15 protein-coding genes and 1 pseudogene are annotated in these 21,624 nt (G+C 55.6%); 10 read left to right on the top strand and 6 right to left on the bottom strand.

Annotated elements, in window-relative coordinates; all coding sequences use genetic code 11:
* Positions 1 to 221 precede the first annotated feature (221 nt).
* Complete coding sequence (locus H6F75_RS28825; protein ID WP_190753359.1) at positions 222 to 5,372, bottom strand: adenylate/guanylate cyclase domain-containing protein; 5,151 nt, start codon at positions 5,370 to 5,372, stop codon at positions 222 to 224.
* Between the two features lie 573 nt (positions 5,373 to 5,945).
* Here H6F75_RS28825 and H6F75_RS15430 point away from each other — a divergent pair.
* The 3 genes from H6F75_RS15430 (at position 5,946) to H6F75_RS15440 (ending at position 8,793) form a co-directional block, all read left to right on the top strand.
* Positions 5,946 to 6,518 (top strand): hypothetical protein, encoded by a 573-nt coding sequence (locus tag H6F75_RS15430; RefSeq protein ID WP_190753360.1) that lies wholly within the window; start codon positions 5,946 to 5,948, stop codon positions 6,516 to 6,518.
* Between the two features lie 674 nt (positions 6,519 to 7,192).
* A complete protein-coding gene (locus tag H6F75_RS15435; RefSeq protein ID WP_190753361.1) occupies positions 7,193 to 8,104 on the top strand; it encodes an SAM-dependent methyltransferase in 912 nt (303 codons plus the stop codon).
* Positions 8,105 to 8,214: 110 nt separating this feature from the next.
* Positions 8,215 to 8,793 (top strand): hypothetical protein, encoded by a 579-nt coding sequence (locus H6F75_RS15440; protein ID WP_190753362.1) that lies wholly within the window; start codon positions 8,215 to 8,217, stop codon positions 8,791 to 8,793.
* Between the two features lie 67 nt (positions 8,794 to 8,860).
* Here H6F75_RS15440 and H6F75_RS15445 read toward each other — a convergent pair whose 3' ends face one another.
* The gene (locus H6F75_RS15445) at positions 8,861 to 9,346 is read right to left on the bottom strand and encodes an orange carotenoid protein N-terminal domain-containing protein (RefSeq protein ID WP_190753363.1); all 486 of its coding nucleotides are present in this window, start codon (positions 9,344 to 9,346) and stop codon (positions 8,861 to 8,863) included.
* A gap of 404 nt (positions 9,347 to 9,750) precedes the next feature.
* Between H6F75_RS15445 and H6F75_RS15450 the strand changes: the two genes are divergently transcribed.
* The 3 genes and pseudogenes from H6F75_RS15450 to H6F75_RS28830 form a co-directional block, all read left to right on the top strand.
* The gene (locus H6F75_RS15450) at positions 9,751 to 10,323 is read left to right on the top strand and encodes an HdeD family acid-resistance protein (RefSeq protein ID WP_190753364.1); all 573 of its coding nucleotides are present in this window, start codon (positions 9,751 to 9,753) and stop codon (positions 10,321 to 10,323) included.
* Between the two features lie 281 nt (positions 10,324 to 10,604).
* A complete protein-coding gene (locus tag H6F75_RS15455; protein ID WP_190753365.1) occupies positions 10,605 to 10,961 on the top strand; it encodes a nucleotidyltransferase domain-containing protein in 357 nt (118 codons plus the stop codon).
* Between the two features lie 64 nt (positions 10,962 to 11,025).
* A pseudogene (locus H6F75_RS28830) lies at positions 11,026 to 11,295 on the top strand (HepT-like ribonuclease domain-containing protein); the annotation flags it as partial.
* A 44-nt stretch (positions 11,296 to 11,339) separates the two neighbouring features.
* Here H6F75_RS28830 and H6F75_RS15465 read toward each other — a convergent pair.
* From H6F75_RS15465 to H6F75_RS15475, 3 genes are all read right to left on the bottom strand, one after another.
* On the bottom strand, positions 11,340 to 12,251 hold the full coding sequence (locus H6F75_RS15465; protein ID WP_190753366.1) for a DUF5996 family protein: 912 nt from the start codon (positions 12,249 to 12,251) through the stop codon (positions 11,340 to 11,342).
* A gap of 199 nt (positions 12,252 to 12,450) precedes the next feature.
* A complete protein-coding gene (locus tag H6F75_RS15470) occupies positions 12,451 to 13,794 on the bottom strand; it encodes a hypothetical protein (protein WP_199303961.1) in 1,344 nt (447 codons plus the stop codon).
* A gap of 250 nt (positions 13,795 to 14,044) precedes the next feature.
* Positions 14,045 to 14,314, bottom strand: coding sequence for a GlsB/YeaQ/YmgE family stress response membrane protein (locus H6F75_RS15475; RefSeq protein WP_073610913.1), 270 nt, complete (start codon positions 14,312 to 14,314; stop codon positions 14,045 to 14,047).
* A 725-nt stretch (positions 14,315 to 15,039) separates the two neighbouring features.
* On the opposite strand from H6F75_RS15475, the gene H6F75_RS15480 reads away from it, so the two are divergent.
* The 4 genes from H6F75_RS15480 to H6F75_RS15495 all read left to right on the top strand — a co-directional run bounded on the left by H6F75_RS15480 (position 15,040) and on the right by H6F75_RS15495 (position 20,599).
* Positions 15,040 to 16,965: a 3-oxoacyl-[acyl-carrier-protein] synthase III C-terminal domain-containing protein gene (locus tag H6F75_RS15480; protein WP_190753367.1), complete on the top strand. Its 1,926-nt coding sequence runs from the start codon at positions 15,040 to 15,042 to the stop codon at positions 16,963 to 16,965.
* Positions 16,962 to 17,870, top strand: a complete 909-nt coding sequence (locus tag H6F75_RS15485; RefSeq protein WP_190753368.1) for a hypothetical protein — start codon at positions 16,962 to 16,964, stop codon at positions 17,868 to 17,870. The genes H6F75_RS15480 and H6F75_RS15485 overlap by 4 nt, the downstream gene beginning before the upstream one ends.
* An 83-nt stretch (positions 17,871 to 17,953) precedes the next feature.
* Complete coding sequence (locus H6F75_RS15490; RefSeq protein WP_190753369.1) at positions 17,954 to 19,771, top strand: M3 family oligoendopeptidase; 1,818 nt, start codon at positions 17,954 to 17,956, stop codon at positions 19,769 to 19,771.
* Positions 19,772 to 20,044: 273 nt separating this feature from the next.
* A complete protein-coding gene (locus H6F75_RS15495; RefSeq protein WP_190753370.1) occupies positions 20,045 to 20,599 on the top strand; it encodes a YetF domain-containing protein in 555 nt (184 codons plus the stop codon).
* 4 nt (positions 20,600 to 20,603) lie between these two features.
* Here the strand turns inward: H6F75_RS15495 and lepB are convergent, their stop codons facing one another.
* On the bottom strand, positions 20,604 to 21,161 hold the full coding sequence (gene lepB / locus H6F75_RS15500; protein WP_190753371.1) for a signal peptidase I: 558 nt from the start codon (positions 21,159 to 21,161) through the stop codon (positions 20,604 to 20,606).
* Between the last annotated feature and the right edge of the window lie 463 nt (positions 21,162 to 21,624).

Consider the following 21,624-nt stretch of genomic DNA (forward strand, 5'->3'; position numbering starts at 1 on the left):
CACTAGCTTAAGGCAAGAGCGTTTCCGCAAGGAAGGGTTTGACACTCTAAAACGGAGTGGGACAGACAAGGGGGTTGCCCAATTCGACCTTGGTGTGGGGATTCAGGCAGGGGAGGAGCCGTGGAGGGGAAACTCTCACGCACGGTTCCGGAGGCGGGCGGGTCTTGGTGAAAGGGCTCGCCTAGCTAACAGTCTAAGGCCGTCTAGAACCCTCAGGGGCCTTAGCGTGGCCCTGCCAGCCAGTAGGTGACCATTTCGCCCCAGCCTTTGACGGCGATCGCTCCCCGCCGCTGCAAGTAGTAGCGCCCCTTAAGCTGTTCGTAGGTGGTGGTGGAGACCTGAATTTTACCGCCCTGCCCCTGGGTTTCCATGCGGCTGGCGACATTGACCGTATCGCCCCACAGGTCGTAGGTAAACTTTTTGGTGCCGATTACCCCAGCTACCACGGGCCCTGTGTGAATACCAATGCGAATGGCAATGTCTTGGGGGGGCAGCCATTGGGGCAGAGTGGATAGGACTAGGGGTTTCTGAATGGCAGCTTGCATGGCCAGGGCCATATCGGCAATGGCGGCGGCGTGGTCGGGGTGGGGCTCGGGCAAGCCACCGGCCACCATGTAGGCATCGCCGATCGTTTTGATTTTTTCTAGGCCGTGCCGATCGCAGAGTTGGTCGAACTGGGAAAAGATGTGGTTGAGCAGATCTACTAGCTGTTGGGGGGGAATCTGGCTGGCAAAGCGGGTGAAGCCGACAATGTCGGCAAACAGCACGGTGACCGCGTCAAAGCCGTCGGCGATCGCCTGATTCTGCCGTTTGAGCCGCTCTGCCACTGACTCCGGCAAAATGTTGAGCAGCAACCGCTCGGAGAGGGCCTTTTCAGCAGTTAATTCCTGGGTGCGCTCCAGCACCTTTTGCTCCAGGGTGGCGTACAGGCGGGCATTCTCCAGAGAAATGGCTGCCTGGGCCGACAGCAGCTTGAGCAACTCCAGGCGATCGTGGGTAAAGACCTCGGCCACCAGGCGATTCTCTAAATACAAAATGCCGGTGAGCTTGCCCTGATGGATCAGCGGTGTACAGAGGATCGATTGGGGGCGATGGCGTTGAATGTAGGGATCCTGGCCCAGTGCGGTTTCGGTTATCTGGTGGAGCACTAAGCTGTCTTGGGTGCGCAGCACATAGTTGATCACGCTCACGGGTACCCGGTCGGCTATAGGCAGCGAGGCCAGCACCGTGGTTTCGCCATCGATCTCGCTGGTGGCCTCGATATAAAAGCTGCCCGCCGACTCCAGCATCAGATGGCCCCGCTGGGCTCCAGCATTTTCTACCAGCACCTCCATCAGCCGAGCCAGCAGTTGGTCCAGCACGATCTCGCTGGCGATCGCTTGGGAGGCCTTCATTAGCGTGCTCAGATCGAGGGCCTGGCCGGAGGTGGTCCCAGTGGTGGTGGTGCCGCTGGGGTGCCAGAGGCTCTCCGAGTTGCCACTCTCCGGCAAGTCTAGCTGTTTTACCTTGCCCGTTGCCCCCCATTGGCCGTAGGTGTAGCGGGCTTTTTGCCTGTGGCTGCGGGCAAAGTCGGGCTTGTGGCGGCGCTGCCAGAAGCTGACGGCGCACTCGTGGCCGATGGCCTCATCCTGCAAAAAACCCTGGGCGGCAGCGGCGGCGATCGCCCGGTCGTAGCGGTCGAGAGTGTAATCCAGGGAACTGCCTTGGAGCTGGGCCAGTTCGGCCTCCAGCAGCCAAACCTTGTGCTGAAAGTTGTCGGGGCAACTGGTGGCCCAGCGCTCCAGTTTGGCAAAATGGAGGGCCACCTGCTGCTGGTACTCCGCCCGCTGGCGATCGGTGGCGTTGTGGGCCAGGCGCAGCAAAATCAGCGCTCCGTAGAAATGCAGATCGGCGTTGGAGATCACCCCCAAAATATAGTTTTGCAACGCCAGCGCCCGCTCGATGCAGGCCCAGGCCGCTACGTCTTCGTGGTACAGGTAGAGCGCCAGGGCCTTGGCAATAGCGTAACGGCACAGGGCGCTATAGTTTTTGTGAGCTTCGCAGGCCTGGAGATAGTCACTTTCGCTCAGGGTCGGCAGCTCAAAGCTGAGGCGATCGGCGGTCTGCCCGGCCAGGTTGGCCAGTATCAGCTGGTAACCCTCCAGCACATCGATCGCCCACTGATTGTTCACCCCCTGGCAAAACAGCAGCGCCTCCTGCACCTGCTCGGTGAGTTCTGGCAGGGGTTTGCCCTGGGCCATCAAATTGGAGATGCGGTAGCTGAGGGAGTAGCCGACGTACTGAAATTCCCCGGATTCCAGACCGGCACGCACCCCCTCCTGGTTAATCGCATCGGCCAGCCGCAGGGGCTGCACCCAGGAGTGGACAAAATTGCTCAGAATGAAGCAGTCCCGCGATCGCTGGGTGAGGCTTTGGTAGCGATCGCTAAGCTGCATCGAGATCAGGCAGGATTCGTAGCCCGCTGCGTAGTCGCCCAGTACCGAGCCCAGCAGGGTGCCGTAGTTCGAGTAGCCGTAGCACGACTCGGGCCCGTTGCCGTACTCCAGAAAGAGGCTCATCGACACGGTGACCACCACCTGCCAGATCACCTGCCGGTATCGGTAGGCCGCCGACCCCATATTCGAAAGCACCTTCACCGCCAGGCGCTGTTCGGCCTCGGCAATTTCTGGCTGATCCAGCAGTGCCGACAGCGGGCGATCGCCCAGGCGGGCCTGAAACTGCCGATATTGCTGCTCAAAGGCCGCCTCGTACTGGTCTGCGGGAAACTCGACCCCCAGCAGGGCCAGGGCTCGCCGCCCGTAGTCTAGAGCAGCGGCGTAGTCGGTTTTGAGAGTAGACTGCACCACCAGCAGGTTGTAGGCCTCTGCCTGGTCGACCACCGCCGTAGCATGGCGGAGAATGGTATTGAGGATCTGCCGAGAGGCCTCAAAGTTGCCGATTAGGTACTCTACCTCCGCCTGCTCCTGATGGAGCGCTAGGGTGAGGGCGTACTGTTGATCCCAGGCAGCGGCAGGCAGGCAGGCTAACCCCACCGCCAGGTAGCTGTGGGCGGCCTGGTAAGCGGTAGAAGCTTTGGCCTTGCGGGCCGATCGCAGATTGAGCTGGGCCAACTCCAGGCGCTCAGCCTCGGTGGTCAGCTGCGATCGCCCCATGTTGAGGTGATCGACGATGGTAAACAGGGCCTCATCGCCGCTCTCGGCCCGTGGGTGACTGGGGCTGTCGTTGAGTAACAGCTGGCCAATTTGCCAGTGCAGCCGCTGCTTCTGCGGCTCTGGAATCAGGGCATAGGCCGCCTGCTGCACCCGGTCGTGGAGAAAGCGATAGGCCTGCATCGCCCCCTGATCGTCGAGTTCGCTGGGGGCCAGTACCAGTCCCGCCTGGAGGGCGGGAAACAGATCGGCGCCGGTCGCCGCCTGTGGCTGCTGGGCGATCACCGCCAGGGTGTTGAGGCTAAAGCTGGCCCCAATACAGGCGGCTAACTGCAACACCTCCTGGGTTTTGGGGGTCAGCTTGCGCAGCTTCTCCGTCATCAACTCGACCACATTGTCGGTGATGGCCTGGGCCTGAATCTGGGCAATGTCCCAGACCCAGAGGCGCTGATCTAGATCGAAATGCAGTAAGTTTTCCGTCGCCAGGGTCTTTAGAAACTCGTTGGCAAAGAAGGGGTTGCCGTTGGTTTTGTGGTGAATCAGCTCGGCCAGGGGCCGGGTGGTGTCGACATCGCTGTGGAGACTGTCGGCCAGGAGCTGGCTGAGGTGATCGACGATGAGGGGGTGGAGCAGAATCTGGGTGAGGGGCACTCCCCCAGCCGCCAGACCTTTCAGGGCCATAGTCAGCGGGTGGGTGCTGCTGACCTCGTTGCTGCGGTAAGCCCCAATCAGCAGCAGCGATCGGGCGTCGCGATCGCTCAGCATCAGCTGAATCAGCTGCAGGCTACCGGCATCGGCCCACTGCAAATCATCAAGAAAGATCACCAGCGGGTGGGCCGGATCGCTAAGGGCACGAACAAACGTTTGGAAGACCCGTTGAAAGCGGTTTTTGGTTTCGGCGGGCCCCAGGGCGGGCACCGGCTGCTGCGGGCCAATCACCAGTTCTACAGCGGGAATCACCTCGACAATCACCTGGCCACTAGCTCCCAGCGCCGCCCGCAGCTTAGCCTGCCACTGCTGTAGGGCCTCTGGGCTTTCGGTCAGCAGCTGTTTGACCAGGTCGCTAAAGGCAGCCGCCAGGGCGCTGTAGGGAATGGTGCGCTGGAGCTGGTTAAACTTGCCGGTAATAAAGTAGCCCCGCCGCTCGGTGATTGGCCGATAGATCTCGCGCACCAGCGTCGTCTTACCAATGCCCGAGTAGCCGGTGACAGTGATCATTTCTGGGCGGTGGGACTGGGCTCCGGTGGCCTCGGTGGTGACCTCGCTGCCAGTGGCAATGCGGTCAAAGGCCGCCAGCAGCGCAGCCAAATCGTCCTCTCGACCGTAGAGTTTTGGGGAAATGCTCAGCCAGGCAACATAGTCTTCGCGGCCCAGGGGCACCATTGCGATCGCCCCCTGCTGTCGCCATTGGGCCAGGCAATACTCCAAATCTGCCTGAAGGCCCAGGGCGCTTTGGTAGCGATCCTCAGGATTTTTGCTCAGCAGTTTGAGCACGATGGCCGACACTAGGGGCGGGATTGCCGGATTCAGGGCTGTGGGGTCGGGGGGCTGCTTGGCCAGGTGGCTGTGGATCAGTTCCAGGGGATCGGCGGCATAGAAGGGCAGCTGCTGGGTCAACAGCTCAAAGCAGGTTACCCCAAGGGAATAAAAGTCGGTGCGGTAGTCTAAAAGCCGATTCATCCGCCCAGTTTGCTCTGGCGAAAGATAGGCTAGGGTGCCCTCTAAAACGTTGGGATGCTTGAGGCTGGGTCTGAGTTGGTTGATGCGGGTGGCAATGCCAAAGTCAATGATTTTGACCTGCCCGGTTTGCCAATTCAAAACAATATTGGCGGGGTTGATATCTTTGTGAATAATATTGGCAGCGTGAATTTGGGCCAGGGCAGCGGTGATGGCAATGGCTAATTCTAAAAATTGCTCTAGGCTAAGGGACTCCTGGTGGATCACATCGCGCAGGGCGATCGCTCCAAAATCCTCCAGAATAATCACCAGGGTTTTTTCATAGGATGCCAAGCTGTAGGCTCGGACAATGCCCGCCCCGGATAGGCTGCTGAGGATTTCGTACTCTCGCCGGTAACGGGCTAGCTCGGCCGGTGTCGGGTAGTCTGGGCTGAGCACCTTGAGAATCACGGGCTGGGCGTCAGCTGCCGTGGTAGCTCGATACACCCGCGAATTGGCGCTCTCGTACAGCAGCGCTTGGGGGTGATAACCGAGCAGTGCAACCATAGACACGTTGACTAAAGATACCTGGACGCAATCTGACTATTTCTCGTTTGACCCAAACTGGAGAAGAGAGAACGAATGCCAGGTTTACAACTGGGGATGCACTCCCAGATTATCACCCCAAACGGCGTTGTTGCATGGTATGGGGTGTTACGGACGGGGTGATGGCCCAAGGTTTAAGTACCACCCAAAACCTGACGCCGATGCAGTACCGAGTCCGCAACTGGTCTGAGTATAAAGCTGGTCTGAAGCACGTCAAATACATCCCCACAGCTGGTTTTGGCACATCAAATCCACTTTCTTGACGAGCAGAGGTTGCACCATAGCTTATCTTGCTGCCTCCCAAGCGTCTCACCTATAGTTAAGAAAGCTTGTCCGGTTTGTTGCTTGTGACCTGGCAATTGCCTGCTCCAACTGGTATACAACTTTATTTTTCAGAATAAGTTCGTTCGAAGCCACCTCGACTCCGAGTAGTGTACAACTTTAAAGATCTCGGCCTTTAAAGAGAGCACAAGACATCAAGGGTTCAGAGTTTTCTGGTGTAGAAGTTTATTTTGTGTGTACACCCGTTTAGCCATGCCAGCTCAGCCTAAAACCAGACCCCTCGGAGAAATGCTGCAACGGGCAGGATTGCTGTCCCAGGCGCAGCTTGATGTAGTGCTCCAGGATCAGCAGTGGCAGCCTGATCTGAGAATAGGCGACATTCTTGAGCTGCGCGGTTGGGTCAAGCGCGACGCTATTGAGTTTTTTGCTGAACAGTGGCCGCAGCTTGCTACAGCCGGTCGGGATAACCCCATTGGCTATTACTTTCAGCAGGCGGGGCTGCTGAATTCTCAACAAGTAGACGCCCTACTGAAGGAACAAAAGCAGGCGGGGCTGAGAATTGGAGCGCTGGCGGTTTTGCACGGCTGGCTTTCTCAAGAGACGCTAGATTGGTTTCTGCGATCGCTGGCACCGGAGGAGTCTGCGTCCTCTGCTTTCATGAAGCGGAAGCAGGCGAATGAGAGCGATCGCCTTAACCAAGCCGGTCAGGCTCAGTCAAAACCGCAGGCTACTCAGGCGCAACCCAGCCCGCAAACGACGGTTGAAGGCTCACCAGCTAAAGAGCCAACCGAGCCTACAGTGGATGATATTTCTTGGGTTGATTAGAAGGGATAGTAGCTAAACCATGGGCGTGGTAGCTCTTCCCTTACTCACTCTAGAGTTGCTGGAGCAAATGACTAACGAAAGCCCCTGGCAAGTATTTGCCAAGAGAGTAGCAGTGAAGAGCTGAGGAAAGAACCGTAGCCCCTAACCTCTTTTCCTCATCCACAGGAGTTAACGGTCAGATTTGCTAGCCACAAAAAACCCCACTGTCGCCAGCGGGGTAAGTAGGTCGTTGTTGTAGGAGGAAAGTCGTTAAGTTGTCTATCGGGTGCAGGAAACGCCGCGATAGGTAGGTTGCATAGCTGGGGGGCTCCTGAGTGACGCTTAGTTTGTCTCAATGAATTCATAATCCCCTGAATCCTCGATTCACGAAGTGATAGCGGTGTTGGTCGCTCGGTGATAGTTCTAGCCCTAGAACGTGAGCAACACCCTCCTCTGAGATGATGCAGATCACAATTTCAAACTGGCCCAACCCAACAGACCTGCCCACATCGGTAAAACAGATCTAGAGAACAACCGGGTAAAATCAGCCCAAACTGTAAGAGAGCGCCTGTAAGAAGGGAGATTGAGCCTGGACACACCCCTTTCTAGGGGGGGCAGGGGAAGCATCCAGTGACTAAAGCCCCGACAGATCCCTTGCCAAACCGCTTCTAAAACGTAGCTGCCAAAATTCTGCTGTGCCACCCACCTCCGTTGACCCCATCTCCTACACCGCTAAAATCGTGGCGGCCAAGCGGGCCATTGAGCAATCCCTGCCGCTGCCACTGTTTAATGATCCCTATGCGGCGGCATTGGCAGGGGATGAGGTTGAGCACCTTCTGGCCAAATGGCAGCAAGTTTCTGCACAGCAGGGGCGCGCCTTAGAAGACGTGATCATCAAGCGCACCCGCTACATTGCCATTCGCACCCGCTTCTTCGATGACCTGCTGCTAACCACCCTGACCCAGCTACCTGAGCTTCAAGTTGTCATCCTGGGTTCGGGGCTAGATACTCGAGCCTATCGACTACCCTGGCCATTAGCCACTAGCCTCTACGAAGTCGATGTGCCAGCGGTCTTAGACTATAAAGCCAATATTCTGCAAAACCAGGAGCCCAACTGCCGCCACCACCTGATTGCTGGTGACTTAGAAGACGTGCAAACCGGCTGGATGGCCCGCCTCCTAAAGGCAGGCTTGAGACAACTGCCCACAATTTGGCTCCTCGAAGGCGTGGTGATGTATTTGCCAGAGCCTTCAGTCCACGCCCTTCTAAAAACTATCGCCACGCTAAGCTGCCCTGGCAGCGTTTTGGGTATGGATGGAGTAACCAGTGGTTCCATTCGGGCTGCTCAGCGAGCTCAGAAAGACGATAGAGGGCGTGTAGTGCGCCACTGGCAGTTTGGCTGCGACGAGCCCCAGCAGCTGCTAAAGCACTATGGCTGGAGCGCTAGAGTTAGCCGACCCCAGGATGTTGGCATTGCCCATGGCAGATATCCAGAGTCTATGCCGGTTACGGCAGAGGTGGGTGGCCATCAGCCAGAACGAGGAGTTTGGCTAGTGCAGGCTACAAAAGACCCGCAACCGCGATCGCATCAATCGCATCTTAAATAAAGAAACGATCAACAGCCCGGAATTCTAATAGGGGTAGATGATTAGGACGGTATAGGGCCGTCCTGCGAGAAGATCCTATAAAACAGTGATCAACAAGGGCAAGCAGTCTAATGAGACAACTCCAACTCGGTGGCGTTTGGGTTTTGGTGCTGGCGATCTTGGCTCAGCCTGCGATCGCCCAGTCTGAGCGATATCCAACTGCGACAGAACTTCAGCAGCTAGCCCAGGAACTGAGGCGCAAGATTCCAGACCTTCAAGCCAGCGGTTTCTACAGTGATCGCCGCACCTTTGAAGAGTGGCAGGAGAGATCGGCTTACGCAGAAGCTTGGGCTGACGTTGATCCGGCGATCGCCCCATTTCTGGGCGAATGGACTGCCATTGAAGAATCCCTTCATATCTATCCGGCTACCGCCAGAGGAGGAGTTTGCATCCTCGATGTATACCAAGATGAGAGCAAGCTTTACACCGGTCAGGTCAGAGACGGCAAACTGTACACCGACCAAAACCAAGTCTTCTTTCTAGACAACAACTTCTTGGGCAACGCAGCGGTCTATGACAATCAGCCCAGTTTTTATGAGTATGCTCATCCCCGACCGCTGCCCAATCTGTCTGAAGATCTAGGGCAATACTACCCTGAGACTATAGCTGCTTTTGAGGCATCAAATTGTCTTGTAGGTTTGCCTCAGTAGTTCCGCAGCTTCAGAGTATCTCCTCCCAGCACAACTCAATTGGCTGGGAGGAACACCTGCGCTAAGCCTAGATGTCAGAACCGCTGGCGGGTTCCGCGCCCATGCCAAGGGCAGCGTCGCGCAGAAAGGTAATTTGCTCTTCGAAGCCCATGGTTTCTAGAGCAGCCAGCAGGTCTTGCCCCTGGTTAGAAAGCTCATAGTCGTCGGGCATCGGGATAATCTCACCACTATCCATACCTTGGGCCAGGTAGTACCAAAAAGCCAGTTTTGTGTTGGCGCTCAAAGAGCCATACTCTCGGCTGATTTGGTTAGAGGCATCGCATCGTGCGATCGCCCGCATGGTGTCAAGCTGCTTTTGCTGATCTACCTCTTTGACCTGGTTGTAAAGACCATTGGCAATTTCAGGGGATGCAGAGCCAGGCGCAGCAGGCGTGATGCGCTCTCCCATCTCCTCGTAGACAAACCACAGCAGTGCTAGTTGCGCATCTGTATCTAAGCTTTTAAAGACATTCAGAGCCTGGTTAGGGTCGTTAGCGGTTGTGTAAGCAGTCATAAAAAATCCTTTTGTTGCAGCTTGTACAGGTGGCCCCAAAAAGCACGCTTTAGCAGTAAAGTCCGAACTCTGAGCCATCACCTGCAACTTAACGGAGGATTGAATCCGCATCCTCCTGCTAGGGCTATAGTCGAGGCTATGCCAGTGGATGGGTAAAGGTATTTAACGGTGATCCCGACCGTCTACTGCTGCTGCCGCGATCGCTTGTATCGTAGGCGTTGTGCGGTTTAACAGAGGGCTAAGCCATCTTTCAAAATTAGCCGGAAAAGATTTTGCACTTCAGCGTTGTATCTCAACCCAAAAATCGTTGCGCTTTCAGACACGTTCTACCCTATGGTTCTACTCGATCGCTGAAAGATTTCTTAACTTGAAGAAGCCTATCGCTAAATCAGGAGGAATATTTCATGGTCAGTGATACTTCAGTAGATATTAAACAGGTTCGCGATCGCTCCCTGTGGACCGGCGTTGTTCTAGCCATTTTGGGTGTGGTTGCGATCGCATTGCCCATCGTTTCGACCATTTTTGTTGAGACCTGGGTAGCCATAATTCTGGCTTCCGCTGGGGCAACTAAACTGGTCTATGCCTATCAGACACGTGAGCAAGGCGGAACCCTTTGGAAAGCGCTGCTGGGTATTCTCTACATCGCTACAGGTATTATGCTGTTCGTTAATCCACGCAATGGGATACTCACGTTGACCCTTTTGCTTGGTAGCTTTTTGCTCACCGAGGGCGTGTTTGAGCTCATTCTCGCCTTTCGACTGCGGCCTCAACAAAACTGGACCTGGGCTTTGGGCAACGGCATCGTCACCCTAATTCTGGGGGCCATGATCTGGTTTCAATTTCCCTTCGATGCTCCTTGGCTACTAGGTACTTTAGTCGGTGCCAGTATTCTCTTCTCGGGCATTTCTCGTATTGGGCTATCTCTAAAGGCCCGCGAAGTCCTAGACCGCGAGCCCGAATCAGCAGCTTCTGCTTAGGCAAGTATTGAGCCATGTCGGGTTGTAACCACCTCTCAGTAGGTACTGAGAGGTGGTTTTCAGCGTTCTGCCTTCTGTAACAGAAAGACGATAGCCTAGCATGAAGGTAGAGCGGAACCGGTTGGCTGCTGAGTTGAATGATGGTCAATACCCGCCCTCCGAGTTTTTGCTATCCGAGACGGTTTAGGCAGAAATTAGCGAGGAAGCAACCTCGCTCTTTAGCAGCAGGTAAGAGGATGGTTACAATTAGCGCAGCTCATTTATAAAGGAGCCAATTGGCTATGGATCAACTCGATGCAGAAGTACTGCCTGCGTTAGCTTTTGCCTCAGCTATTGAGGCCGTTAGGAGTAAGCAGTTTGAGATTGCAAAACTCTGCCAACTCAATCAAGTTGCTCAGCTCGATCTCTTTGGTTCGGCTACACAACTAACCTTCGACCCTGCTACTAGCGACCTTGATTTTATAGTAGATTTTCTGGTCGATACTCCCGAAGGGGCAGCCGATCGCTTCTTTGGGCTAAGGCAGGGGTTAAGCGATACTTTAGGGCGAACCATAGACTTAGTTGATGTCAAAGCGATCAAAAACCCTTACTTTTTGCAAGCCATTGCCCCTAGTCGTTTAACTATCCATGGATGCTGACATTCAAACCTACTTATATGACATTCAACAGGCCTGCCAGCTTATTTAGGGCTTTGTCGCTGACCAAACTTTTGACAGCTATCGAACCAACACGCTAATTAGCTCTGCTGTAGAGCGCCAGTTTATTACCATTGGTGAAGCCTTAAATCTAGTCATTAAGCGATCGCCCGACCTAGAAAGCCAAATTTCTGATGCCCGTAAAATCGTAGGCTTCCGCAATCTATCAACCCACAGCTACGGAGCTGTCTCAGATGCTGTTGTCTGGGATATCATCCAGACCAACCTTCCTAAACTGATCAGCGATATTAACCAGCTCATGGGGCCAGCCTTGTAATCTTTCAAATCCTGATTCTGCACCCCTTACCCTGCCGCATAGCGCTATTTGAACCAGGTCTGTTGCAGCGCTGCGGTATCCCAATTGGCTAGATTAGCAGCGGCCTCATAGGTACTGTGCAGAAACTTTAGCAGCGCTTGGTCAGGGTCAGCAGCCTGGCGCACCGCATCGTAGGGCAAGACAAACTCCCCCAGCCCTTCGTGGAAAAAGGCCGCCTCCGGCTGAACCGGCGCATTCTTGAAGCCCTCTGGCACCGGATAGGCGTAGGAGTAGAAGGCTGGGTAGCCCAGGCCCATTCCAGGCCAAAACCCGGCGCTGCTCACCTCTTGGCAGTAGGCTTCTTTAGCGACATCGTCGGGCAAGTTGGGCACACCCCCGCCATGCTCCGGTGCCGGTCGCCCCGAAAATCGCGTCACCGCCAAATCAAAGCTGCCCCAAAAAAAATGTACTGGGCTCACCTTACCCGCAAAGTGAGAGCGAAACTCCCGAAAGACGCGATCGCTCTGCAACAGCACCCGCCAAAACCGCTGCGCCGCATCGGCGTCGTAGGCCCCATGGGTTTCATCCTGCTCAAAGGGAATTGCGTCCGCAATCTCGTTGGGCGTGGTGTGAATGCGAACGGTAATATTCAGGTCTGCCAAAGCCGCCATCACGGCGCGATAAAAGTCGGCTACTGACCGAGGCCGTAGCTCGACCGTTCGCACAATGCCTTCGCTGGTGGCAATGCGCAGCTGGTGGTCAAAGAAGTCAAAGTCAATCTGAAAAATCTGGTCAGCACTCGGAATGGTGCTGGTCGTTAGACCCCGTGCGGTCAAATACAGTGGCACATGCCAGGAGTGGTTAATCCAGGGCGTTTGCACTAGCCGAATCTTGCCCACAATTTGAGTCCACAGGTGCAGCGTGGCGTAAGTGTCCTGCCAATCGTCGAGAGGTAGCGGTGGCCAGACGTTAGGCATAACGTTTCCCCAGTTGGTTTAAAACAAATTGGAGCACAAGATCAGCGATTTGTCAGGGAATGGGGGCGATCGCTTCTCTTTCTGCCAGACGGAGTTGACCCATAGTGCAGAATTTCCCTAGCGACTATGAGCCAGCCCTAATGTTTGCCAGGGGGAGCGCAGACAGATGACCTACAGCAGATGCCCTATCAAATAGCCTCTAAACGGCAAAGCCGGTTTTTTGCTTTTGTTTGCCCTTCGACTTTTTCTTTGAGGAACCTTGATCCACCTCTTTCATCGCTTCCTGAAACAAATCTTGCAGATGCATCGGCACGCTGGCAATCTCTGGAAGCTTCGGTTCTAAGGGCTTGCCGGCCTGTACTAAAACATCGTCCAGATCGTCTACGGTTAGGTCTAAACGGTTAAACTGTCTCCCCAGAGACTCCATCAACGGTGTGGCGTTGTCTTCAGCAAAGCAGCGCCAAACATAGGCGTTGACCGCATCTTCCTTAAGATATTTTTGAATCAGCTGGTCCGCCTTGGTCACAGATGCGTCATCGGTCGCTTCAAACAGCTGGGTCAGACGCACATAGTCTTTTAGGAACGTCTGGCCCCAGCGGGGGTGAACAAACACTGTCACAGCTTCTGCCCGACGCAGCTCATCGGGGAGATTGATGGGCGGCGTTGCCATCTTAATCGCCTTGTCATCCTTTAGAAGACGTTCTACCTCGTGCCCGTCTTTGCCAAATGAGGCCATCGACTCAGCCACCTCTTCCTCAGAAACCCCAGACTCAGCAACCAATTCCTTAAGTGACTTAGAACTGTCAATGCCGAGCGCTTCTAACCGGCGCTGGGTAGAAATCTCTTGATACTCTTTGAGCTTTTTGTTCAGCTCATATCCCGACAGGGTAATGCGATCGCTCCCAAAAAAATCCACAAAATCGTGGTGATAACGCTCCACAGATTTCCAAGCTTCTTCTAAAAGCTCAGGGGCATCGCCATACAAATGGTTGGGAAACCAATTTTTGAAGTTGCCGATCGCAACGGCAAGCTTGGGCTTGCCCAGCTTACCCAGCAGCATTAAAGGACCTGAGAACGTCCAGGCATCGCCCACGTCCGGCGACAGACGAGTGACGACAATCTCTCCAGGGCCAAGGCGAGCCAGTTCCTCGGCTGACTGTGCTTCATTCGGCTCAACCCAGTAGCGCTTTTCCGTCAGCCAGTTCATTACCTCATAGCGCCCTGGGGTAGCTTGAAGTACCTTAAACAGGCCATTAAAAGTTTTTTTCCAACCCTCAGCCAAAGCCTGGTCACTCTGAGACAAGCTGGGTTGATTTTCAATAAAAATGTCCAACACCGACTGGCCAGCCACCTGACCCTCGGTTAAAAACATATCAATCGCTAGGTTTGAACGATTAACGCCTTGCAAGTTGGTAGCTGACCAAAGCTTCAGCTGATCGGCGCTGTATTGTTCTAAGGCTGTTGCCAGATCGCCCTCAGCATCTAGTACAAAGGCCTGTAGCGTCTGTTTTAAGACCTGAGACTGGTTTACGTTATCGCTCACACAAAACCTATCGACACAACGCAGGAGAAACTGCTGCTAACCTACCTCAAAAAATGATTTGGGACAACTTGCTTCACCGCTGCCCTCGACTATTACACCCATACGCACAAAAATAGATAAGCCCAGTTAGTGGAAGAGAGTCACCGGGCAGTGTGCCAAGTTTTGACCCCCAGCGGGTGGCGATCGCCACCCGCTTACAATCCGGTTTATTGGTGCTTATCTATTTCGATTTATGGCTAGTAGCTGACAATTAAACGGCACGCTTGGCAACTGCGTAGTAGATGAACAGGGCAACAATTGCGCCCAAAACAGCGATTACTACACCACCAATGCTGAGACCAGTTGCCGTTAGGGCTAACGATCCTGTGGTTAGCAGAGTGTAGAGGCTACCCCCAACAAATGCACCAATCACACCTAGAATTAGCGTACCCAAGATGCCGCCACTCTGATGTCCGGGATAAATAGCTTTAGCAATTGCACCAGCAATCAAACCCAATACGATCCAAGCTAGAATGTTCATTCCCTTCTCTCCAAATGTTGTAGGCAATCAGTGCCTTTTCCTTACAAATAACAATAGCCAAACGATTTAGTTGGCGAGACCATCCAAAGAAATAGTTAACCTTTGTCTAAAGGCATACATGAGGTTGTAGTACCTAAAATTGCTGGGATTTGGTTGCCTTTTTTACGTATTGCCCACCTATTTTCCAGGGTTGGGCGTCGAATAGGGCTCACCAACGGTAGGTAGCTATGCCAACAGTCAGTGCAATTCTGGGGAACCCCGTCAAGGTGGCTAGGCACCTTGACGGCTAGGGCGTGTGGTTCATTCCGGCTAAAATTCTGCATCAGTGTTACCCCGCCCGACAAAACCAGGTTAGAGGCTGTAACTGCTGAGCTTGAGCTATCAGCGATCAAGGGCTAACAGCCCCTAGACAGTATTTCTAAATTAGGCAACAAACCGTTGGCCTTCCTGACTGTAGGGTCAAACTCTAAAGCGGATCGATTTGATTCAGGGCGCTGGGCGGCGGTGCTTTACTGGGCGAATGGCTCATTCAACAAAAGGTTTAGGGCTAAGTCAATCAGGGCATCTTGAGACGATGCATCTCGTCAACAGTTTTTGCTGGATTGTTCTGCTTTGGCCACTGGCGGCGTGCTGTCGGTGCCGAGCTTGATTCACTTGTTATGGCACAGCACCAGCGGGCCGCACAGGGCGGCAACTGACAGTCTTACGCTTAGAGGTCTAACCCCATGCCGTCTTTCACCCCCTTCGACCGGGCTCAACCCCGGGCGGCCTACATCACCCACATCGGCAAATGTCTACCAGGAGAGCCGATCGCCAACGATGAGATGGAAGCCTACCTGGGCCAGGTGGGCGATCGCCCCTCCCGAGTCAAGGCCCGCATTCTCAAAAGCAACGGCATTCAGCAGCGCTACTATGCCCTCGATCGCCAGCAGCAGACTACCCTCAGCAATAGCCAGATGGCGGCAGCAGCGGTGCGAGACACCCTGACCCAGGCTGAGCTAGACCCCAAGACCATTGACCTGTTGGCCTGCGCCACCACCTGGCCCGACCTACTGGTGCCGGGCTTTGCCAGTATGGTGCATGGGGAGCTGCCGGAGCTGGCCTCGGTAGAGGCGACCTCTCACCAGGGGGTGTGCTGCGCTGGCGTGGCAGCGCTCAAATACGTGGCGGCCCAGGTGCAGCTGGGTCAAAAGCGGCAGGCGATCGCGGTGTCCTCAGAACTGGCCTCGCGGTTGTTTAAGCACACTCGGTTTGAGGCCGAAACCGCCCATCGGGCGGGGGCTGCCCTGCCCTTCGACACCGAGTTTCTGCGGTGGATGCTGTCGGACGGCGCGGGGGCATGCTTGGTCAGCGATCGCCCCAGCGCCAGCGGCCTCAGCCTCAAAGTCGAGTGGATTGAGTCGGTCTCCCACGCCAATTCCCATCCGCTGTGCATGTATGCCGGGGTCGATAGCCCCACAGCGCTGACCAGCTGGATGGATTTTCCTAACCAAGGGGCGGCGGCAGCGGCGGGAGCGCTCAACCTGCGCCAAAATATTCGTCTGCTCGACCAGGTGGTGCAGCTGGGCGTAGAGGGCTGGATCAGGCTAATCGAAGCTGGTCGGGTGCACCCCGACCAGGTGGACTGGCTGCTGTGCCACTACTCGTCACATTTCTTTCGCAGTCAAATCATCAATCTGCTCGAACAGGCGGGCTGCATGATTCCTGAGGAGCGGTGGTTTACCAACCTCTACACCCGGGGCAACACCGGCTGCGCCTCAATCTACCTGATGCTGGAGGAGTTGTTTAACTCGGGCAAGCTGCGAGCAGGGCAGCAGATCTTTTGCTTTGTGCCCGAAAGTGGCCGGTTCACCACCGCCTACCTGCTGCTGACGGTGGTGGAGGCAACTGGGCCAAGCCAAGGTTCTAACCCCACGCTGCTGCCGGCCACTGCGGCGATCGCCCCCCCTGACTGTTCCCCCTCGCCAACCACTGCCCTGGAAGCCGAAACCGAGTCTACGGTCTCTGAAGCGCTGTTGCGCCAGCTGATGCTGGTGTGGCTGACCTTTGAGCGAGAGCTGCGGTCTGTCCCCATCGTCAGGCGACTGCACCGGGGGGAGTTTACCCTCGCCGACTACCGAGCACTGCTGCGGGCCTTGCGCCCCCAGGTGGTCGATGGTGCCCGGTGGATTGCCCGGGCCGCGTCGAATATGACCGACTTTGAGCTGCGATCGCACCTGATCGGCCACGCCCGCGACGAGCACCGCGACTTTCAGATGCTGGAGCGCGACTACGTCTCGGTCGGAGGACAGCTCGAAGAGATTCTGGAGGCTGAGCAAAACCTTGGTTCAGAGGCCCTGTCTGCCTTTATTTTTCAGCGCGCCTCCCGCGAAAACCCGATTGATCTACTGGGCAGCATCTTCATTGTAGAAGGGCTGGGCAACCGCATGGCCGGCCAGTGGGCCGCACTGATTCAACAGAGCCTGGGATTAGATAAGACCCAGATCTCCTTCCTCAACTATCACGGCGAGAACGACGAGGCCCATGTGCAAAAGCTCGATGCCTTTCTCAATGCCGACTGGATGACGGCGGCGATCGCTGCCCGCATTGTCAAAACGGCTCAAGTCACCGCCCGCCTGTACCGCCTGCAACTGGAAGAGATTGACCTATGACCCACACCCCCGTGCCCCACAACCGGCAAGACCCCAGCTACTGGGATGCCATCTATGCCGACTGGGCCATTCCCCTCGACCCCACCGCTAAGGCCTACATGGTCAAAGACCTACAAAGCTGGTCGCGCTGCTACCTGCTGCTGCCGATCAAGCTCTTCGCCAACCTGGCCATGGCCCTGATTATGACGCTCAAGCGGCTCTTACCGTTTCAGTTTCGCAACTACTGGCTGATGCACCAACTGGCAGTGAGGTTTCTTAACACCTTCACCACCCCCGAAGCCTGCTACCTGATCGTGCGCCACTTTGCCATCGGCTCTAACATCGTCAATTTTTTAATCGACAATGGCCCCGACCCGACCCTGCCCCACGCCACGCTCTACCCTCGCCGGGTAGAAGACCTGGCCGCCAACGCCTTTTTAGAGCACGACATCAACCTCTACAACTTTGTGCTCGACTACCACCGCGCCCAAGCGCAGCACCCTAACTGGCTAGAGACTGTGCATCAGCGAGGGCTCAGCTATGACGGCATTCGCCCTGTGTCGGTCGAGATCGACATCAGCCGACGGGGCTGGCTCCAGGTGCTCGATATGGAGTCCTCCCTAGAGCTGTTCAAAATCTGCTATTCCCTCTGGGTCACCAGCGACGAGTTTGAGCGGGCGGTGCTTTCCCTTCAGTTTGACGAAAGCTTTGCCCTCTACTTTAGCCGGGTCACTGGCGACTACGCCTGGAACCACACCGTGACAAACCGTCATCCCCTGGCTCCTAACAGCTTCTTTGGGGCAGCCCGCAACCTGCTGCTGCACGGTCTGGCCTCGGAGTCGCTCCAGCGCTATCTGGAGCTAGCTATGGCAGATAGCGGCCCTGAGGCTCAAGCGGCTGTCGCCATGAACCGCGTTGCTCCCTAGCGACGCGATCGCGCCGCTAGGGGCTTAGCATATCCTGACAGGTTAGGTAAGCTAAAGGCAATGCCCTTTGCTCCCTTGCCCCTATGCCCATCCTCCATCAAATCTGGGATAACAGCCACTTCTTCGCGGGCAGTGATGATCCCCAAATCGCCGCCACGGTTGAGCGGATCAGAGCGGAAATCGACACTTTATCTACCCTCTGCGCTCCGTTCATCGAGCATATCGAACCGGCCGAACCCCTAACTCAGGAAAAGTTTGAGGGTTTGCTGGCTCAAGTTAGAACTGCCCACCAGCAGCGTACCGACATCGCCAAACGTCTGGGGAACCTGCGTACCTTTATCTCCTCTATTCTCAGCGTTGACTCCCGCGATGCCAGTGCCAGCGAGTGGAAACCCACCCTACAACAGCTCAGTGCCGAAATTAGCCAAGCCACCAAAGCCTTAGACATTTTTCTGCTGCGGGTTGACGACGCCTTCATCAAAGCCTTGACCGCCGATCCGGTTCTCGAAGAGCTGAGTTTCTCCCTGCTGCACCAGCGTCAGCTCAACGATCAGCTGCTCAGTCTAGCCGAAGAAAAGCTGATCACCGGCCTGGCCGTCAACGGTCTGCAAGGCTGGGGCAACCTCTATACCGAGTTATCGGGCACCCTGCAATGCACCGTAGACGGCAGCCCTGTGGGGTTGGCCAAAGCCTCTAACCTGCTCAGCTCCCCCGATCGCACCCTGCGCTCTGAGGCCTGGCACGGGGTTAACGCCGCCTGGGAGAGTCGGGCCGAGACGGTGGCGGCTGTTCTCAACGCCATCAACGGCTGGCGGCTAGAAGAAACCAAACAGCGATCGCACCACCGCAGCCTGCACTACCTCGACAAAAGCTGCCACCAAAACCGCATCGATCGCGGCACCCTCGACGCCATGATGGAAGCTACCTATCAGCGGCGTCACCTCGGCCAGCGCGCCCTAACGGCGATGGGCAAAGTGCTCGAAATCCAGCCCATGGCCCCCTGGGATTTGTTTGCTCCACCCCCAGCAGCAGGCCAGAGCGAGGGAGTTTCCTTTGAGGCGGCGATCGAGCTGGTTGCCAACGCCTTTCGCCAGTTCAGCCCCGCCATGGGCGACTTTGCGATGATGATGGCCGAAAAGGGCTGGATTGACGCCCAACCGACCCCCAACCGGGCCACGGGGGCCTACTGCACCAGCTTTGCCGAGCCCAAGGAACCGCGCGTTTTTATGACCTTTGAGGGCAGCATGAACAACGTGCTGACTCTGGCTCACGAACTGGGCCATGCCTGGCACAACTGGGTGATGCAGGATCTGCCCCGCTACAAAACCTTTTACCCCATGACCCTGGCCGAAACCGCCAGCATCTTTGGCGAAACCCTGGTACGCGATGCCCTGTTTGAGCAGGCCAGCACCCCCGAGCAAAAGCTCAAGATTGCATGGGAAGAAGGGTCCGCCGCGGCCACGTTCTTGCTCAATATTCCAGCTCGGTTCACCTTTGAGCAAAAACTGGTTGAGGCCCGCAAGCAGGGGTTTGTGATTGCCGACAACCTCAGGACCATGATGCGCGACAGCTGGCAGCACTGGTATGAAGATAGCCTGGCCAGCTACGATGACATGTTTTGGGCCAGCAAGCTGCACTTCTCGATCGCAGAGCTGGGCTTCTACAACTATCCCTACCTGTTCGGCTATCTGTTTAGCCTGGGCATCTACGCCCAAAAAGACCACTACGGCGCTCAGTTCAACGATCTCTACACCAAGCTGCTGCGCGACACCGGCAGCATGACAGCGGAGGATGTGGTGCTGCGCCACCTCCAGCAAGACATTCGCCAACCCGCATTTTGGCAGGCCAGTTTAGACATTGTCGATCGCGCCGTCAGCCGATTAGAAAGCCTGGTGGTGTAGGCGCAGCAGTTCCTAGGATGATGATTGCTAGTCACTAAAGCGGTTGGGCAAGGTGGAATTTCGCAATCACTGAACTTCGACTGGCGCTGGCCGATTTATTGAGAAGATGAGCAACTGGAGTCGCGAACTGTCGTACAGCAAGCGATTTGGGAAAGCTGGCCTCACCGTTCGGTGATAGCAATAGTTTTAGACGGTCTTCGCAGCCAACGTGCAGCAGGCGTTTGAGCAGGGTTCTGCTATAGCATTGAACACCTGCTAATTTCCCTAAACTCTATGACTATCGTTCACGATCTATGGATACCCGACGTATCTATTCTCGAAAAGATTATTCGGCCAATTTTGGTCTACGGCTTTTTGCTCGTTGCCCTACGGCTGGGGGGCAAACGAGAGCTAGGGCAGCTAACGGGCTTTGATTTGGTCGTAGTGCTCATGCTTTCCAACGCTGTGCAAAACGCCATCATTGGCGACGACAACTCGGTCTTAGGAGGGCTAGTTGGGGCCACTACCCTGCTGATCACCAACTACTTGGTGGTGCGTTTGGCCTATCGCTATCCCCGCATTCAGCAGGTGGTAGAAGGCCGATCGACGCCGCTGCTATTAGATGGGCAAATGATTTCCAAAAATTTGGCCAAAGAGCTGATTAGCGAGAAAGAATTCCGCACGGTACTGCGCCGCCAGGGGTTTGAGAACCTGGCGGAAATTAGGGAGGCCATTTTAGAAACCAGCGGCAGCATTACTGTAGAACGAGCCACCGACTTGCCCACCCCCGTTGAGGCAGAACTGCTGCACCGGCTCGATCGCATCGAGCAACGGCTCCAGCAGCTATAGCGCTTTAGTCGAGATCGCCGAGGCGATCGGGGGGCCAAAACCGAAAAACAGCGCGGCCAATCACATGGTCGGCTGGCAAAAAGCCCCAAAAATGGGAATCATAGCTCTTGTTGCGGTTGTCCCCTAAAACCAGGTAAGAGTCATCTGGCACCGTCACCGGCCCGTACTGGTAGTCAGGCTTGGCCGCAATGTAGGGTTCTGACTGGGGTTCGTCGTTGATATAGAGCTGGCCGTTTTTGACCTCAATCACATCCCCCGGTAGACCAATCAGCCGCTTGATAAAGGCCTCGTTCTGACCTAGGGCATCGGGCGGACGAAACACCACAATGTCGCCTCGCTGAGGGTCGCCAAAGTCGTAGCTCACCTTATCGATGATGAGGCGATCGTTGATCTCCAGAGTGGGCAGCATTGAGCCCGAGGGAATGTAGCGGGCCTCGGCCACAAAGGTGCGAATGCCCAGGGCCAGCAGCACGCTCAGGCCCAAGGTTTCGACGGTTTCACGCAAAATTCCTTTGCCTCTGGGGGCCGAAGGGCGGGGAGGGGTAGAGCTGGAATCGATCATGGCTGACTCACTTACAGGGGCTGAACGCTAATTCTCGCTGAGGCAGGGTCATTACAAGGTTAAATCACGCCATCGTCGCTGCACCAATGCTAGCGGCAAATAATCCAGTGAGCATAAGTGACCTCAAGAATGCCCTGGGGTTAGTTAGTAATAACGACGCGATCGCGGCTGTGATTGAGCCAAGCATAGACAGTAGGGTCAATGTAGCAGAGCAAAATCTACCAAAAGACAGTTGAATTACTTTAGCCCAGTTCGCCAGTCTCGCACCGTCAAGGCACTCTACCCGCCAAGCTTTACCCAGCCGTTGAGAGGGATAGCTAATACCGCTACCTGAATGCTTGGGACCATACTGTCGATACCATTGATTTCTACCTATAGATTCTAGGCTAAGCGCCAGGTATGTCATTACAGTGGCATGACTGTGACAAAGCGATCGATTTAGGCCCCATGCAACCGGGCTGAA

This window comes from Nodosilinea sp. FACHB-131, from assembly GCF_014695395.1.
GTDB lineage: Bacteria > Cyanobacteriota > Cyanobacteriia > Phormidesmidales > Phormidesmidaceae > Nodosilinea.